The sequence below is a fragment of the Rahnella sp. RcJ3 genome (genome assembly GCF_009498575.1).
Taxonomy (GTDB): domain Bacteria; phylum Pseudomonadota; class Gammaproteobacteria; order Enterobacterales; family Enterobacteriaceae; genus Rahnella; species Rahnella aceris.
In genome coordinates, this window is sequence record NZ_QSNX01000017.1 from 65,018 (window position 1) to 82,106 (window position 17,089).

The window sequence follows — 17,089 nt, forward strand, 5'->3', positions numbered from 1 at the left end:
TTATGCATGTCTTTATTCTTTGCGGCTCCATTTCAGAAAACTCTAAAACTCGCTTATTGATGGAGAAAAGTGATTTCTTCCTTAAAAAAATTGGTGTAACAGTAACATTCGAGGATCTTAGATTCTCTAAACTACCATTTGCCGATCCCGCTTACCATTCCCACCCTGAGGATTATCCCGATGAAAACGTAAGAAATTTTCTTTCACGCTTTAACAAAGCTGATGCTTATTTAATCGGCTCTCCACTTTATCATGGTACTATATCCGGCGTTTTCAAAAATGCGATTGATCATTTAAGATATGATGCTTTTCGTAACAAGGCTGTCGGCCTTATTAGTTATGGAAGCTCTCCTCAAAGATGTGCATTCCCCTGTATCACAATGAATACACTGGTAAAAACCATGTATGGATATCCACTTCAAACCGAAGTTGCTGCATCTAAGTCTGATATTATTGAAAATTCATCTGGCAACATTCGCTTTAGTGATGATGTCATCAAAAGAATTGAAAGACAAATTATTGAACTTAATATAATGAATCAAGTTCTGTCAAAATACTAAACGAATTTATATTACTATTGTAAATTATAATATGAGGAATGAAAAATGGGTTCACATTATCTTGTTGTTGGAGGAACTGGAATGTTATCGGGTGTTGTTGAGCGTTTGATTAAAGACGGAAATATGGTTTCTATCTTATCTCGTGGGGAAGATAATTTTAGGAAATTAAAACTTAATCTTAAGTCAGATAATATATTTCATATTGCCTGTGATTATCATGATGCTGATGCTACTAAAAAAAAGTTAGAGTTGCATACACATAAATTCGGCCTTTTTAACTTCGCAATATGCTGGGTACATGAACCCTCTGATATAGATACTTGTTCTACAATCGCTCACTATACAGAGTGTACTCTTTGGCATGTTGTCGGGAGCTCTGCTGCTGATCCTTCTAAACCTAAAAAATTAGAACAAAATTCAATGTATTTTTCCAAGATGCATCCCAACATTGATTACAGGATCATCATATTGGGATTTATTATTGATAAAGGGCTGATATTCAAATCTTCCAGATGGTTATCTAATTATGAAATTTCTGATGGTGTGAATCATGCTTTAGATAATGACCTTAAAATCACAACTATCGGAACTACTATGCCTTGGACCTTTCGTCCGGCCTTTCATTAGCTTCATCAACATCAATCATGGTCAATATGTAAGCCTAATAATGACGCTCTCACACCCTTTCACCAGCCCCAGAATTAGCTACCACTCTCAGTTAGCGATATCAGTTCCTTCATTTTCTATATTAACCTGACCGGATATTACTGACTTATTTTCATTCACAACTGCCCCGACGAATTCAGGTTATTTTAGCCGAGCATGGCGAAGCCATCTCTTCAGTAGCTGGAGAAATTGAACAGGAAATCTGGGCGAGTCCGGCTTAAGGCGTGACGGTTTTCAGGTTTTTAAGGCTCCACATTTTTCGCGGATTAAGGAGTGAAGAAATGCGGGCCGTAAAAATGAGGCAGCGGACAGAATTATTTTCGCGGGTTAAGGAGCGAGAATAGTTCAGGTACCGCGCCTCACCGGCAAACAGCCGCGCCCACGCGGATTTTGCCGGCCGGGGGGAGCCGAATAAATTTCGCCGCCCCGGCGAGCGAAAAGCTGTCGCCCACGACAGCGGTTTATTTGGGGGGCACAGCCCCGCACACCGTCGCGGCTAAGTCTCCGGCCAAAAGCCGGTAGCGTGGCGCGACCACCCTCTTTAAAGGTCAGCTTCCCTTTTATTCCCGCTGCGAGGCACGAGCAAAGGGAAGAAAAAGGCGAAAGCGACCGTCTTAAAGGGGGTGGTCGCGCGTAGCGGGCGACGGTGTGCCGCCGTTGACGTTGGGGGTTTTGGCACGGCGTCCAGCCGCGACATTACCCCCATGTGACAGGCCATAAGGGCGTCCAGCCCGCCTGTACTGGCGCACGCCGTTCGGGCAGGCAAGCATGCTTTCCTGCACATGGTCGCACAGCGGCCACCTTCTTCGTCCCTGATGGTCGCCCCGCCTTTTCGCCCGACACCGTGGGGCGAACTGATGGGGCGACGTCATGGGGCGAACTGCTGACGAAGGAGGCATCGTGATTTTGAATAAGCTGGCCGTTTCACTGTCGCCGATAGTGAATGGCGCGCTGAGCTTCATGGCTTTTATGCAACAGCATCAGCTGATGCTGGCGCTGTTATCGGGGCTGACGATGCCGTTTTTCGCGTCGATGAAAAGCGATGAACGGCAAAAAGCCCCGTTGTGGCAAAAGCTGATTATTGCTTTTTCCATACTGTGTTTTCTTTCCGGTACGATGGCCCCGGTTGTTATCTGGATTTTCCAGTGGCTTTATCAAGGCCGAGTAGTCGCCAGCGTTCCCATTCTGGCATGGCCGGTGCTGATTACCTTTACGGTAGCGGGTTTTATTTTGCATATTCTGCTGCGCAGGGTATTAACACCTGAATTAGACAAAATAAAGAAACACCTCGTCAGGAAAACAACGCTTGAACGGGAATTACGTACCGATGTGCGCACGGTGAAATCCCTGCTGCCGGAAACGCTGCATTATGACCCACTGGATTATATCGACCTGAACAAAGGGTTATTTATAGGCATTGACCGAGATATTCAGCCGATGTACCTGCCGTTAAAAGACTGGCAAAAACAACACGCGGATATTATCGGCACCACCGGCGCCGGTAAGGGCGTTGCCACCGGGATATTACTTTATCAAAGTATTCTGGCCGGTGAAGGCGTATTTGTGATGGACCCCAAGGATGATGAATGGGCACCCCACCTTTACCGCAAGGCCTGTGAGGATGCAGGCAAACCTTTTGCCTTAATTGACCTGCGAAAACCCCAATACCAGTTAAACCTGATTGAAGAGATCACCGCCGATGAACTGGAAGAGCTTTTTGTTGCCGGGTTCAGCCTGGCAGAAAAAGGTCAGGAGTCGGACTTTTACCGCATTGACGACCGGAAAGCGGCCCGGATAGCCGCGCAGTTTGTTAATCAACATACCACCGCAACCATTCGGGATGTTTATAACGGCGACTACGTTCAGGGTATTGCGGATAAGATAAAAGCCTTTTTCGGGAAAATTGAAGAGCTGGCCTTGCTCAATGCCATTAATGCACCGAGAGGATTTTCGCTTAATACGATATTTGAGGAAGGCGGTTGCTGCTACGTGATTGGCTCAATGCGCAACAGCAAAATCATTACCACTCAACGCATGTTGCTGGTTCGCCTGTACCAGTTGGCAGAAAGGCGCGAGCGAGTGAAAGACGTGCCCCGCCCCATTGCTATTTATCTTTCCGAACTGAAATACCATTTATCCAGGCCCGCGCTGGAAGGCTTAGGCGCGGCACGCGATAAAGGCGTGCATATTATTATGGACCACCAGTCGATTGCCGATTTAAAAGACTGTCCGGCAGATTTGAAAGGCGACGCCGTTGTCGGCGCAGTCGTTGAGAACGCTAAATTCAAACTGGTTTATCGTGTCATGGATCCTGACACCGCTGAATGGGTGGCCCGGATGTCAGGCACCATATTAGTCGATGATGAGGTCCGCAAAGCGAAAACCGATGCCGTGCTGACAGAGACTATCGACGATGAACGCACCATCAGGCAGGCGGAGCGTTTCTTTACCGACAGCAATATGATCCTGAACTTACCCGATTTTGTCAGCTTCATCTTCACGACAAAAGCACTCCCGTCTGCTTCTCTGATTTCGCCCATCAGGGTGAAAAAACGCGAACTGGAGATCTGTGCCGTTTCGCCCGCGATTGCCGCCACCGCCGCAACGGTAAATATCACCCTGGATTTTAACGAGGAGGAAACTTCCCCCGGACCCGCATCAAAGACGGATATCACCACAACGCGACCCGATCTTTTTTTTGATAATACGGACGAAGAAGACACAACAACACCGAACGCCGATAAAGAGGAAAACCCACCATTGCTGGATTTTTAAAGGGGGAATGATGCTTATAAGCGCATACAGCGAACGCCAGACGCGACACCTCGAAAAAATAAAACGACTACTGAATTTCCTGAAAGAAGAAACGTACAGTGATTTTAAAACGCTGATGCTGCTGTTTGGCTTCAGGGATCATAAATCGCTATATTCCCTGCTTTCAAAAGTCGAGGGCATGGGCTTAATACAAAAGCACGTCCTGGTATCGCGCACGATGAAAATTTCATTATGGGGCATAACCAGTGACGGACTGGCCGTTGTGTTAACCCCAAACGATGCGCTTTTCCCAGCACGGTTTGAGCCTTCAAAAATCACCGGCTGGACGCTGGAGCACCACCTTGATAATCAGGCAGCCCGCATCATCCTTGAGCAAAAAGGCGCATCTGGATGGATAAACGGAGATCGCACATCCTTCCTCAGTCGTTATCAGACCAGCCATCGCCCGGACGGACTGATTACCCTGCCAGGCGGCACCGTGATCGCCATTGAGACCGAGCGCCGCCTGAAAACCAGAGCCCGTTATCAGTCGATCATCGCCAGCCATTTACAGGCCCGGACCCGTAAAGACTGGATTTACGTTTTTTATATCGTGCCGGACCCGCAGAAAAAACGCGGTCTTGAACGGCTCTTTGACACCATCAGGCACGTCATCGTTAACCATCAGCACATCCCGCTGGAAACCCGCCACCGAAATGTCTTCCGCATCTACACGCTCGACGAGTTGCAACGGCTCGATGTAGACCACGATTTATAGTGTAAGCACACACGTTTTAGTTCCACGCATTTTTGTGAATTCCGTTTTTGCAGCCATCAGCCCGGGTCAGGGTCAGGGTCAGGGTCAGGGTCAGGTCGACGGTTCTGTTCAACTGCACCAGGGTGCCGGTAAAGCTTTGTATCAGGTCGGCAGAATCAAAGGTGAAATAGTGCTGGTATCGCTTCCACGACGCCGCTGCCGGACAGGGCACTCACAACGTTCCAACTGTCATCAGTGTTAATTTTCAGCAGCCCATCAAGAGTAATACCTACGCCGGATAAGTTATCCTGAGAACAGTAGCGCCCCTATGGGGCGAGCGTCACGGCTTCGCCATTACGATGGTTTGCATGCCCGGTGTCCCGTTTTATACTCTGCAGCATGTATATTCCGCGTCCTGCCAAACTGCTTTTCACCGTCGATGACGCCTGGAATCAGTTCCTTGATAAGTTTGGCGATAGCGTCACGCCCTGGACCCGCCTTTGCGCCGAGCGCATGCTCGCCTGCGGCACCACCGCTATGGATGTTCGCCGCTATTGCTGCTCGTCACCTGAATGCACCCACTTCCGCTTTTTCTGCCAGAGTTGTAAGTCAAAAGCCAGCAGTTCCTGTGGCTTCAAAACCACGGAGCAGTGGGTATCCCGGCAAAGTCATATTCTGCCCGACTGAGACTGGCAGCACATTACCTTTACTATGCCTCATATACTCTGGCCCTTCTTCCTCAACAACTAGCCCCTGCTCAACACCCTTTGCCGCGCTGCCACCCGCGCCATGTTATGCTGGGCCCGCAGACAGGGCGTGGAGGTCAGTATCCTCTGCGCCTGCACACCTATGCTCGCCAGCTCAACCAGCATCCGCACATTCACCTGTCCGTCACTAGCGGTGGACTCAACGTGAAACACGGCGTCTGGCGCGATATCTTCTTTAAGGAGCACGCCGTCGAGGAGATCTGGCGTGGTGCAGTCATCCGCCTGCTGCGCCACAGCTATGATCTGATTAATCCCGGCTTTCTGCCGGGGCTGGAACACTTCCGGGACAAAAATTAGTGGAATCGATATCTGCAGGCGCAGTACGGACGCCGCATGAAGGTCCACTTTGCAAAGAAAACCCGGGGAACCTAGCGAAGCGTCAAATATCTGGGCCGCGCCTGAAAAGGCCGCCGGTTTCGGCGGCAAAACTCAGGCACTACAGCGGCGGTGCCTTGGTTCATCACTATTACGACCACCGTACACAGCAGTACCGGCAGCAGACGCTGACCCTGGAAGAGATGATCGGGCGCTATATCAGCTACGTGCTGGCGAAGCATTTTTAAATGGTGCGTTACTACGGCTTTTTATCCAACCAGAAACAGAGCACTCTGCTGCCGAAAGTGTATGAAGCCCTGCTGATGGAGGCGATGAAAAAACCGGAACAGCCCGGCTTCGCAGCACTGATGAAAGGATTCCCGCACACGGATCCGTACAAATGTATCCTCTGCGGAAACCGGCTACGCTTTACTAATGCGGAGGCTGACAGGCACGCCACGGAATTATTATACGAAAAGCTGAATGGGATAGGCAGAAAGCGATGGTATCTGGCAGAGGTTGCGGGATAAATGAGTCTGAAAAATGTGTGTAAGGCTAAAATGCATCAAAGTCTGCGTTTTATCGTCATAAACGTCCCGGTGGCAAGCCAACATTGCGTCCCGAAAACAATTATCATGGTCAGGATTTTTTTGATGCGATGATTCATTTTCCTAACCATCAAGCACCTTACATATCCATTGAAAGGACCTGGCGTACGTCATCTGGAGTCAATACGGACGCTTCCAGATACTCAGGGTGATTACGTAAAGTAAAGATCAGTTTACTCAGGATCTGCGCTGGTATTTCCTGCTCATCAATAATTTTGGCCGAATCCAGCATAATGCGGCCATATTTCATTTCAAGCGTCACAAATCGGTTCCACTCAGGACCGTTAGCGCATAGAAGGTCGAACAGGATTTCACCATTTTCATTCTGGCCAAGCAGGTCAGTGAGTTTCGTCTCAATTTCGTTGACAGAAGACAACGGGTTCTCGTAGCCGGTCGCCATGACGACAGCTTTAAGAGATCCTGAGACGTTAACTCCGGTAATTTCAAACAAGATACAAATCCTTGATTATTTGCCACGCTTTAGTAGCTTTGGTCATTAGTCGGGCCATGTCGGAAATCATGCGGCTGGTATCAACCACCGTTTCCATGTGAAACACAGCATGACGTTCTCCATTCCAAAAAGTATAGGCACCATCAATGATATTAGCCTGTTCTGGCCTGAGAAGGGCCGCATATTGTGGTTTCAAAATGTAATTTAAACCAACTTTATCGAAAAAAGGCCCGAACCCTAAAGGTTGCTGTACAGACATACCAAATGTGTACATCTTACTCTTTAAGACACCTTCAATGGAGCGAAGTTCCGGGTAGAGCAACATGCAGTAGTCTGGCAATTTTGGGGCGGCGAGTTTAACACACAGACCTGAAATGAGCAATTTTTCAGCAGTGGCGTGCAAGTGAGGATAAGCATCGCCCATTATAGACTCTAGGTTAGCGCGGGCGACTTCCTGCTGAACGATGTTCGCTTTGCCATCATCCTGGCGGATTAACACTTTTTCCAGACCTTGCAAATTAAGCAGTTCTGCTAGGTTGAACGTGAAAACCCGATAACAGGATAGTGGACGGCCCTGAATCTGAAGCCTGCCTGTTGTTGTGTGCAGGGTAACCGTCAATTCATCCTGGTAGGTAGTGGAGGTGATTTTCCACACGATGGAGTGAGTGTTACGAAGGTGTTCCCTGAACTCAATATGTGTTTCTTCTGCTGATAACTCAAGCACAGGTAAAATGGTACCCACCACAAACCCTTCCACGACCATATTTACATGTTCAAATTCTGCAGGATTAATGGTTTCAAAAAGGTGATCAGCCAGCTCCTTACCCAGAGGCTGATTAGCACCCGTAAGGTACTGAACTGTAGACGAACCATCGCCATTATAGAAAATGTTAACGGTAGCAAAGCTATCCCCTGTTTTCGCGAATGTCACTCTGAGTCCGGACCTTTGCCCCGGCATCGGGCCAATTGACTGAACTGCATACGTTCTGCTTTGAATGAACTGCCTGCATTCAGGCTCAATGTTAGCCCTGACCAGATTTAAATCCCTATAACTCCTGACGGTCATTTACCAGATCCCGCAAAAAAGATGAGGGGAAACTCTACAATATTGTGTCTCAGTAGTCATTACGAAGTTATAGCAAAAGGGGTCAGTTTAGAGATCGGAAATTATTGTAAGTTTAGCGTATTATTTAACCAAATTTAGTCTGTAACTGATTGATTTAGTATCAGTGGCTATTGCCTATAAATTATCGCCTTAGCAGTATCGAATTTAGGTTACCCGATTACACAAAGTCTACGGGGAGCGGGTCACAATGAAGACATTACTCACATCGTGGTGTATTAATCAACGGGGAGCAGGTCACAGTTATGAGTGGTACATCACTTTTTTATAAGATAAACCTTATGAACAACTCTCATGTAAGTAATTTCCAGGATGATCAGATGATTATCTCATGGTCAAGTGATATTGTACTTCCCGCTTCACTTGATAATTGGAAGGGATATCGGTGACACAACCTTCAAGACTGTCTATTAAACGTCATATTCGCTCGCTCGGCCTAGCGCAGCAGCGTTCGAATGTCGATACAGCGACGCTTGTAGGAACCATTTTAAGAGATTGGAGTAGCCATGTGCACCCTTCTCTTCCTAAACCCTCACTTCCATTTTCGAATCTCTTAGCTTCTGAACCAGAAGTATCAGCATTCGTTGCCCTTCTAGAGCAACTTACCTTCCTTGAAGCTACCTACTGGCTAAGCTCGTCCTATGCTATTCTTGCCGAAGATAGCTACCGCAAGAAAATGGCAATGTTCTTCACCCCAGTGTCTTTGACCGAAGGCCTTCTCAGTGACTTATCTAACCAAGGCACTGATTTCGGAAGCTGCTCATTCATGGACCCCGCCTGCGGAGGCGCAGCTTTCCTAGCCCCAATAGCACTGCGAATGCGGACAGCATTATTTGCGAAAGGACTTTCCCCACGTAAAATTCTAGAACACATAGAAATTCACTTACATGGTACCGACTTGGATTTAACTTTGTGTGAACTGTCCAAACATTTTCTCTGCATGGCTTTGCACAATGAGATACGTAAGTCTGGCTACTTTCCCAAATTTAATGTTCAACATGCAAATTCGCTAACAGACCTTCACGCCGATATGGGTAAGATCGATGTTATAGTATGCAACCCACCATACCGTAAAATGACAGCAAATGAGTTGGAACCTTTGCGATCGGTATACGCAGATGTCATCCAATCGCAACCTAATCTCTACTGTTTGTTCATCACACTTTGCATACGCCTTTTGCGGGACGGTGGTCGTGCAGCACTCGTTACACCAACTAGCTTCCTTTCTGGCCAATACTTTAGTCGATTGCGCAAGTTTCTTGCTACTCATACGGATATTGAGCATATAGGTATGGTCAGTGATCGTCAGGGGGTATTCATCGACGTAGAGCAAGAAACTACATTGAGCGTATTTCGACGCCGCCTAGAAGAGCGATCCACTCCTGCGTGCGCAAATGTTTCGGTAGTTTCAAGAATGGGTAAATATAAAAACGTAGGTAAATGCATATTGCCCAATTCTGGTGTAGCGTGGCCTATTCCACGCTCCATTGGAGACGTGGCTTTAATTAGGACGATTTGTTTATCCGAATTTCGATTAGCTGACTATGGTTATAAAGTTAGAATTGGTGCATATGTCTGGAATCGCGACAAACGACCAAAATTTGAATCAATCCAAGCAGCAATGCGGGCTAATGCTAATTCAGTCATGCCTCTATTATGGTCCCGTGATATTTCCCAGCGTGGTGTCGTCAAAATAGATGAGGACTCAAAATTGAATAGCGCATATCGTTTTGTTGATCTTGGGGGCAGAACGAGTTCATCGATAATAACTTCGCCTTGTGTTGTATTGCAGCGCGTAACCTCGAATGAGCAACCTCATCGCCTTGTTGCTGCCACTGTCTCTTCGGATATCTTCGATACCTATGGCGGATTTATTGGTGAAAATCATGTGGTTATACTTGAGCAAGTAACCTCACAACCGATACTTTCGCCAGAAAACCTGGCTGAACTACTCAGCACATATACAGTGGATCGTTACTTTCGTTGTATCTCTGGTGCTACAAATGTTTCAGCTTTTGAACTTAACCAACTCGCATTGCCAGATCCTATTGTTCTTCAAGAAGCATTACATAATGGCAACACATGGGATGACGCAGTTATTAAGGGTTATCAAGTGGTGTTAGAACACTAACATCTCAAATCCAAGAGGGCCGTTTTCCATGCGTGACTTAAATTCTCTAAAAAAAAGACTTGCGGACCAATCAAAATCCAGAGCCAGCCTGAACGAACGCGCACGCAAGATTAAAGAACGCCATGCTGCTAAGCAAAAAGTATCGCAATTACGGGGAAATGCGCCCCCTTCAATTCAACCATTAGACCAACCCAAGCAGCAAGTTCAAGAACGGATTCACGCTGGTGATACCTTTATGCATCTTAAGGATAAATTGACAGATGAAGCAATTGCGCCTCAGCCATGGACGATTGAGCTTGTAGATACACTTTTAGCAGCAGCAGATCAGCGATGCACCACGTTATGCTTAATCTGGCCTGCCAAGCTAACGTCGTTGCCCATAGTTCATGCATTAGCTAATCTTGAGCGCCAATTTGCAAGGGATTTACGTGGAATTCGAACGTTGCTTTACCCCGCAACCCATGCATTAAGAGCGCCCCTTCATCACGTTCTTGTTGAAAAAATACAGTTAAGTGAATTATACCGTTCACTATGGTCAATACGTAAAGGCTCTAGTAATGTTGTCAGCAAAACCTCATCGCAGGCCTTTGTTGCTGTGCTAAGCGCTATAAATAAAGTTCGAATTCTACATCCTGAGCTGCCAAATCCGTCTCTAGCAGAACTTGTACCGACATTCGTATTTGAACCTACACTGCAGGAGTGGGTTACACCGTTGACGAACCCGTTAGAACGCACGCTTTCGAAAGTTGAGCCTCTCTCAAACCGTCGTACTATACGTCAAGATGTTGAATCCGAATGGGGCTTTTCGAATAAAGCACCAGGCGCACTTTTAGCTTTACATCATACAGTTAAAAAAGAATCTTGGAGAAATGCACTTAAAACAGCTGCACTTAAAAAGCCAAACACACCAGAAGCCATCTTGTTTGACGCTACAGAAACTGCTGCGAAAACAAATTATTCAGCTGTTAAGAAAATTCCAGAGTACTTAAAATTTGCGCACGACAACGGACTCTCTGATTGCGGCGCCGTGATCGTCACAGATGATCCGAAAACATTTTTTATTTTTCGTGCACAACTCAATGAGTCAAAACTTGCATTCTCAACAAAAGTACTAGCCGCAGAAGCGGTGGATGCACTACTTTCTGCTCATCCAGAAGCACCGAACTGGGCACCGGCACAGCGTAGCAATTCAAACTTTGATGTACATATCGTTGACCGCGATGCATCTCAGATAGCAGTTTCATTTCAACATTTGATGGCTTGTGCAGGATGCGATGGTACTCCTGCACATAATGCATTACAGCAGGCTTCGTTGTACGTTTTGCGCCTGTCAAACGTGCCATCAGGATATTTAGATCTAACCAAACAGTCCGCTGGTAACGAGGATGGAAAATATCATCTTAGGGGAAACGCTTGGACACCAATAAAATTGAATCTTTTGAATTCACTAGCCTCAGGTGAATTGAATGGTTTAAGGGAGTCAGTTGAGCGAGCTATAGCCCGAGCGGAAAGGCTAATTGATGATTGGAATGATGCAACTCCAATGGCAGCACGTATGCTTGCCGAAGTAAAAAAACATATGGGAGCCCATTGTCAAGGGCTGTCATTCGTATTACCTAACAATAGTTACATATTATTGGCTAATCATTTTCTTCAGCGAAAAATGGGTGATGAATGGGCGGAGATTGCACTTAAGATAAAGTGGTATACCCTACAGACTGTTTCCAATGTCTTGACTGATGATACAAAGAACAAACATTTCGTATTTATCGGAGTTAACCCAAATGTCATTCGTGTTCTGTTGACTCATCCCGGCATTCCACATCGTACGGTTGTTCTGCTAGCCTACAGACAGGCTGAATCCACTCTTAAAACACTGTCCTGCATGAAAGAAATCGAGGTCTTTAAGGCTTATCGAGGCCGCATAGGATTATTAACTCAAGCGCTTGAACGACGTCTGAACGAGATCCCTAATCCAATAAATATAAATAAAATCAGTGAAATGCAGATGCTATTTAAGTTTGAGGATAGGAGCGTAGAGGGTCAAAATACTGACACTCCGTGCTTTATATTCGAGCTTGAGGGTAATTTACGCACAAGCGTTTCTGGATGGGTTTATCGATATATAGATGACGAAGAATCAACTTTCAGGCGCACTGCCGCAAGTGCCATTCAGTGCGGTGATTTTATCTTCAACATGAGCGATGAGTTACGCACAAAACTTGAGTCTCTGCTGCTGCCAGGGGAAGAAGCAATGACATCGGTTGTCGAGCCTGTGAGAATGCTATTGAAACTTTACCACGATGATGTGATGAGACGTTGCACATTAATGTTTAAATCCTCGAAACGTTCAGTACTTGCTCGTGAAATTCATAGCAGGATGGTTGAACTTGATCCTACCGCTGCCGAATGCCGAATAGGGCGTATCTATTATTGGCTTGCTCCATTAAAAAAAGATAATAAACGCCCTCACGCATCCAGAAACGCCATATATTTCAGGATTTTTTGTAAAGCTCTTGGTATTAGCGAAGATGTCGCGCAGCAGCACTGGAACTTTATAAAGAATGCCAGAAACCTAAACCAATCTCTTGGACGAGAGCTACTCGCTCGATACTCAGAGATCCTTTTCCAACCAGAGAGTGCGACGATATACAGGAAAGTTCCTGAAGAAATTCTTCCGGAACTTCAAAAGGATGCTCTTCGTTGCGTGTTCAGAGTCGAACGCGTCATACCACCAAGTATGGTCTTAAGCAATAAGGAAACGACAAATGCCCATTCTTAGTAAAGATCCGCGTGGTATCCATCCGGCATATAAAGAGGCTGTTGTCGACAGCCTTTTAAACGGACTGTCCGCACGTTTAGCTGGACGGGGTGATTTCTATAAGATCATTTATAGTACTAAGCCTAGTGCAGTACTGATGTCAGAATTCATTATGCCTGTGCCGGCTGATGAGCGTGAAAATGACGAGGAAGCAGATCCCATTCGTATAAGCGCGCACGGCATGGATTTTCAGATTAACTCGGCGGCAGGAGACGAAAGACTGGAGGTATCGTTGACAGGGGCTGTATATGTTCGCATTCTACCTCAAGAAAGCGAGGTACAGCCTGGTGGAAAGCTCGAGGCCATATTTCCATTAACACGTGATGCCCAAAGAGAAATCCGTAGCAAAGTTAAGGACGGACTCGCAAAACTCGCAACCGAACTGACGCATGGAAAGTCAGATCTGGAGTGGGGAGCAAAAAGTTACAATGTTCGTAAAAGAGTATATGAGTCGATGGGGCTTACGTTCGACAACCGCCTTGACCTAACTCCAGCCAGCGGAGAGGCTGAAGTCGAATCTGTTGAAACAGAAGACAGAACAAATATTATTGAAGAAGAAAGATCTGTTCAAGAAGTTCTGACCAATCTGTCGACCCCAGATATTTTAACGGAGGATATCTCTCCTCCTGCAAAGTGGCTCCGATTAGATCTTACCCTGCCGTCCTTTGAATTCAGACCGTCGAGCGCCGCAGAGGATGCTAGGATAGCAACGAATGTCTTAAATGAATCGATTGCCAGACAACTCTCTGATTGGGCTGCAAGTAATGCTACTGAGACAGGAGGAATATTATGGGGATACAGGCGAACACGGATCCGTCCATCCGACGTGCGGGACTGGAATAATTACCTAGAACGAGTTCGCACCTCAAGCCTTCCGGTTATAGTGCCGCACCTTGAGTTGCGTTGGATTATTCAAGCCGTGCCGGACCCTATCTCTCCCTCACGCCTGACCGTTCATTTGGCATTGGAGAACTGGACAAACATCCCTACAGTCAATAACTTCAACGAGATTGAACCCTCGTTCTTCCAAGTCTCAGTTAGCGCTACAATACCGACAGCAGTCCACAGGTACATGTATCTTGACCGCGTAAAACCGTCATATCGATATAACCAATACCTTAAATATCCAGCTCTGGGATTCAATGGTGGCGTAATAATGTTGGCAGGTGAGAGTAAGCTGAAGTTAACCACAACATGGGCACCACGTTACGTGCTGCCAAGAATCATCCCAACCGACCGCCCCGTTGAGCTGAACTTTGAAAAACTGTCGCAACCAGACTGTATGACAGGGCTAAAACCAATAATCCAAGCCTATGAGGCTTGGCTGAAGAAAGTTGAAAAAGAAGCCGTGGCCCAGAAAGGCGTTGGACTGAATACTCCAGAGCAATTGGCAGCAGAGGAAGATAAGTTCCAGTTAGATATCACCGAATGGCAATCCGAACTAAATGCTATTCGATGTGGTCTGGATATTCTTGAAAAGTCCCGCGAAAATTGGAGTGGACCCGGCAAACAGACGTCTCCGCTTGGTATCCCATTCGAAGCATGGTTATCAATGAACAAAGCAATGGAAAAGGTATCAAAATCAAAGGGCTATAATGAATGGAGGCTATTCCAGCTCAGTTTTATCTTGGCATCCATCCCAGCTTTCGCAACACGTATTCCTGAGTTCCACAGTTTCTACACACCGGAAGTAGCAAGGCACTCGAACGCAGTGACTTTGCTTTATTTCTCTACCGGCGGTGGTAAATCCGAGGCATTCCTTGGTTTGCTAACCTACGTGCTCTTTCTTGATCGCCTCAGGGGCAAACTTAGAGGCGTGTCAGCACTGATGCGCTATCCGCTACGACTGCTTACTCTTCAGCAAGCGCGGCGCACCTTTGCAACAATTGGTGCTGCCGAGGAGATCCGACACATGCGCGGACTGCCGGGTGAGCCCTTCTCGCTAGGATTTTGGGTCGGTAGTAGTAACACTCCAAACTGGCATTCCGGTGACGGCTATAACGACGTTCCCCGCGATGACGAAGTCGCGATTGATATAGAATCTGAATACAAGAATGTCCCAATCTATAAGAGTGCCCGCGAACGCTGGCTTAAGCTAACATCCTGCCCGTTCTGTGGCAATAAAGAAGGCAGCATATTGGCACTTCGTCGTCATTCGGGCAAAGGGGCTAACGCAATGGGGCACTACTGCTCCGGGTCCCAAAAGAATTGTTCCTGGAACGCCCGGTTCAATAAGCCTACTCCGCTGCCCTTTTATATTGTCGATGAAGACATCTACGACCTTGCTCCGACAGTCCTACTGGGTACAGTCGACAAACTCGCCGCAATAGGACAGTCTCAGGGAACTATCCGTAAATTCTTTGGTATGTTCGGTTTCGCTCCTCTTTTAAAAGTCGACAGTGAACGACTGTATATACCGCTGAAACAAAGAGACTGGGATACTCGTGAGAGCGCGGACACACGTCCCCTATTCCCCTCGTTCACTTCCGGTGAAAGACGATTCTTTGACCCTTTTCCTGCCCTGCTGATTCAAGATGAGGCTCATCTTCTCGACGAATCACTCGGAACCTTTTCCGGTCTTTTTGAATCAGCACTGGAAGCGGCATTCGATCAACTCTCGCCACTCTATAAAGATTATCTTTCTTACGAACCCAAATCTACGGTCCGTCGCAAAATCAAGATTATTGCCGCATCGGCCACAGTCACCGAACCGCAGCGCCAAATGCGTAATCTTTATCAGCGCGACAGCACAATCCAGTTTCCGTATCCCGGTCCTACACTCTACGATTCATTTTATGCAACCCCTTTCCAGCCGGATAATACCTCATATGACTCCGAACGCTCCGCTATCCCTGAGGCTGATATTGAACTGCGAAGCCACTGGGCACGGGTCTATTCATCATTACTGACCAATGGTCATCGCCACACCGTAGCTATGGCCTCCGTCCTTGGTCATTATCATGTTATGTTAACGGGTTTATACGAACGCTTACGCAGCGAGGAATCATCCCAAGAAGATGAGGCGCGCAATGAACTGATACAATGGGTGACGCCGGGACAGCTGCAGGCACAGTTCGTCCGACTTTTAGAGTCCGTTGATGTCCCAACGCTATTGACGCTCATTGACCTACATCGTATTGCCCTGACTTATGTGACAAACAAGAAAGGTGGTGACCAAGTCATCGACACTGAAAGGGGCCAGTTCACGGCACTGCATCAGTCGGCTGGATACCCAGCCCAGTCGCTAAATTCTGAACTAATTTCAGGGGCGGTATCAGCTGCTGATATTCAGGACATCGTCCGGCGGGCAGAGAGTCGTACTGAAGTAAACAATCCATTCCCAGACCTAAATGATACACTTCGATCAGTTATTGCTACTTCTGCAATTTCACATGGCGTTGACGTAGAAGAGTTCAATGCCATGTTCTTTGCAGGTATCCCATCAGATATTGCGGAATACATACAAGCATCCTCGCGCGTAGGGCGCACTCATGTTGGTTTCTCATTATTGGTACCAGTACCACAACGACACCGCGACCGTTTCGTACTTGAAATTCATGATATCTTCCACCGTTTCTTGGAAAGAATGATCCTTCCTGCTGCTATCGATCGTTGGGCAGAAAAAGCTTTAGTACGTGTAATGCCTAGTTTCTTTCAGGAGTATGTCTGTGGGGTTAACGCCATTGAACGTTTGTGCGCAGTAGACGATGATAAGAAGCGCAACAGCCCTACATTCGCTTGGGCATCAGATGTACGCGACTTCCTGGAAATCCCCGATAATATGAAATCTGTCGCCACATTCATGGAAAAGGCGCTTGGCCTGCATTTTTCTCCTTCCCCTAATGGAAAGCATTATTATCTTTCCTTACTAAAACAGGAGCTCAACCACTACCGGCAGGACCTTAGCATTGAAAGACTGGTTAACGGCACTCGTCTGCTCCAATTCTTCGAGGAACGTAACAATCTTATGCGACCGATGACGTCGCTACGTGATGTGGACCAGCCTGGTATTATCCGCGAATCAACCTTTGACGCGTTTAACAAACGTGTGGCGGATGGGACTACAGCCCGCGCGATGACTTTCATTAGGAAAGGCTCTGGCGCAGATATTGATTAGACCGATATTGAAAAATAAG

At 46.9% G+C, this 17,089-nt stretch carries 14 protein-coding genes; 11 read left to right on the top strand and 3 right to left on the bottom strand.

What is annotated here, in order from left to right:
• The first annotated feature begins 2 nt into the window (after positions 1–2).
• From DXU84_RS19750 to mobC, 4 genes are all read left to right on the top strand, one after another.
• Positions 3–560, top strand: coding sequence for an NADPH-dependent FMN reductase (locus DXU84_RS19750; protein WP_153376549.1), 558 nt, complete (start codon positions 3–5; stop codon positions 558–560).
• Positions 561–605: 45 nt separating this feature from the next.
• Entirely contained in the window at positions 606–1,187 is a 582-nt protein-coding gene (locus tag DXU84_RS19755) for a hypothetical protein (RefSeq protein ID WP_153376550.1), read from the top strand.
• Between the two features lie 939 nt (positions 1,188–2,126).
• Positions 2,127–4,001 carry a type IV secretory system conjugative DNA transfer family protein gene (locus DXU84_RS19760; protein ID WP_370461816.1) on the top strand — a complete coding sequence of 625 codons (1,875 nt, stop codon included), beginning with the start codon at positions 2,127–2,129 and terminating at the stop codon, positions 3,999–4,001.
• A gap of 10 nt (positions 4,002–4,011) precedes the next feature.
• A complete protein-coding gene (mobC, locus tag DXU84_RS19765) occupies positions 4,012–4,758 on the top strand; it encodes a MobC family replication-relaxation protein (protein ID WP_153376552.1) in 747 nt (248 codons plus the stop codon).
• A gap of 16 nt (positions 4,759–4,774) precedes the next feature.
• Here the strand turns inward: mobC and DXU84_RS19770 are convergent, their stop codons facing one another.
• Positions 4,775–4,969, bottom strand: coding sequence for a hypothetical protein (locus tag DXU84_RS19770; protein ID WP_153376553.1), 195 nt, complete (start codon positions 4,967–4,969; stop codon positions 4,775–4,777).
• A gap of 143 nt (positions 4,970–5,112) precedes the next feature.
• On the opposite strand from DXU84_RS19770, the gene DXU84_RS25215 reads away from it, so the two are divergent.
• From DXU84_RS25215 to DXU84_RS25230, 4 genes are all read left to right on the top strand, one after another.
• Complete coding sequence (locus DXU84_RS25215; protein WP_370461817.1) at positions 5,113–5,424, top strand: transposase zinc-binding domain-containing protein; 312 nt, start codon at positions 5,113–5,115, stop codon at positions 5,422–5,424.
• Between the two features lie 107 nt (positions 5,425–5,531).
• Positions 5,532–5,801, top strand: a complete 270-nt coding sequence (locus DXU84_RS25220) for a transposase (protein ID WP_228389033.1) — start codon at positions 5,532–5,534, stop codon at positions 5,799–5,801.
• 155 nt (positions 5,802–5,956) lie between these two features.
• Positions 5,957–6,067 (top strand): hypothetical protein, encoded by a 111-nt coding sequence (locus tag DXU84_RS25225; RefSeq protein ID WP_255425931.1) that lies wholly within the window; start codon positions 5,957–5,959, stop codon positions 6,065–6,067.
• Complete coding sequence (locus DXU84_RS25230) at positions 6,068–6,349, top strand: hypothetical protein (protein WP_228389034.1); 282 nt, start codon at positions 6,068–6,070, stop codon at positions 6,347–6,349.
• A 157-nt stretch (positions 6,350–6,506) separates the two neighbouring features.
• On the opposite strand, the gene DXU84_RS19780 is transcribed toward DXU84_RS25230, so the two are convergent.
• The gene (locus tag DXU84_RS19780) at positions 6,507–6,878 is read right to left on the bottom strand and encodes a type II toxin-antitoxin system RnlB family antitoxin (protein ID WP_153376554.1); all 372 of its coding nucleotides are present in this window, start codon (positions 6,876–6,878) and stop codon (positions 6,507–6,509) included.
• Positions 6,871–7,944, bottom strand: a complete 1,074-nt coding sequence (locus DXU84_RS19785) for a type II toxin-antitoxin system RnlA family toxin (RefSeq protein ID WP_153376555.1) — start codon at positions 7,942–7,944, stop codon at positions 6,871–6,873. The genes DXU84_RS19780 and DXU84_RS19785 overlap by 8 nt, the downstream gene beginning before the upstream one ends.
• Positions 7,945–8,386: 442 nt before the next feature.
• Here DXU84_RS19785 and DXU84_RS19790 point away from each other — a divergent pair, with 442 nt between their 5' ends.
• The 3 genes from DXU84_RS19790 to DXU84_RS19800 are packed head-to-tail and all read left to right on the top strand — an operon-like array spanning position 8,387 to position 17,070.
• Positions 8,387–10,132 carry a class I SAM-dependent DNA methyltransferase gene (locus tag DXU84_RS19790; RefSeq protein ID WP_370461818.1) on the top strand — a complete coding sequence of 582 codons (1,746 nt, stop codon included), beginning with the start codon at positions 8,387–8,389 and terminating at the stop codon, positions 10,130–10,132.
• A gap of 28 nt (positions 10,133–10,160) precedes the next feature.
• A complete protein-coding gene (locus DXU84_RS19795) occupies positions 10,161–12,914 on the top strand; it encodes a hypothetical protein (protein WP_153376557.1) in 2,754 nt (917 codons plus the stop codon).
• Positions 12,901–17,070, top strand: coding sequence for a DEAD/DEAH box helicase family protein (locus DXU84_RS19800; protein WP_153376558.1), 4,170 nt, complete (start codon positions 12,901–12,903; stop codon positions 17,068–17,070). Before DXU84_RS19795 ends, DXU84_RS19800 begins: the two co-directional genes overlap by 14 nt.
• Positions 17,071–17,089 lie beyond the last annotated feature (19 nt).

What these genes read in the sequence shown, in the direction of transcription:
- DXU84_RS19750 (WP_153376549.1), top strand. Translation starts at nt 3, where the DNA reads ATGCATGTCTTTATTCTTTGCGGCTCCATTTCAGAAAACTCTAAAACT.
- DXU84_RS19755 (WP_153376550.1), top strand. Translation starts at nt 606, where the DNA reads ATGGGTTCACATTATCTTGTTGTTGGAGGAACTGGAATGTTATCGGGT.
- mobC (WP_153376552.1), top strand. Translation starts at nt 4,012, where the DNA reads ATGCTTATAAGCGCATACAGCGAACGCCAGACGCGACACCTCGAAAAA.
- DXU84_RS25220 (WP_228389033.1), top strand. Translation starts at nt 5,532, where the DNA reads ATGCTGGGCCCGCAGACAGGGCGTGGAGGTCAGTATCCTCTGCGCCTG.
- DXU84_RS25230 (WP_228389034.1), top strand. Translation starts at nt 6,068, where the DNA reads ATGGTGCGTTACTACGGCTTTTTATCCAACCAGAAACAGAGCACTCTG.
- DXU84_RS19785 (WP_153376555.1), bottom strand. Translation starts at nt 7,944, where the DNA reads ATGACCGTCAGGAGTTATAGGGATTTAAATCTGGTCAGGGCTAACATT.
- DXU84_RS19795 (WP_153376557.1), top strand. Translation starts at nt 10,161, where the DNA reads ATGCGTGACTTAAATTCTCTAAAAAAAAGACTTGCGGACCAATCAAAA.
- DXU84_RS19800 (WP_153376558.1), top strand. Translation starts at nt 12,901, where the DNA reads ATGCCCATTCTTAGTAAAGATCCGCGTGGTATCCATCCGGCATATAAA.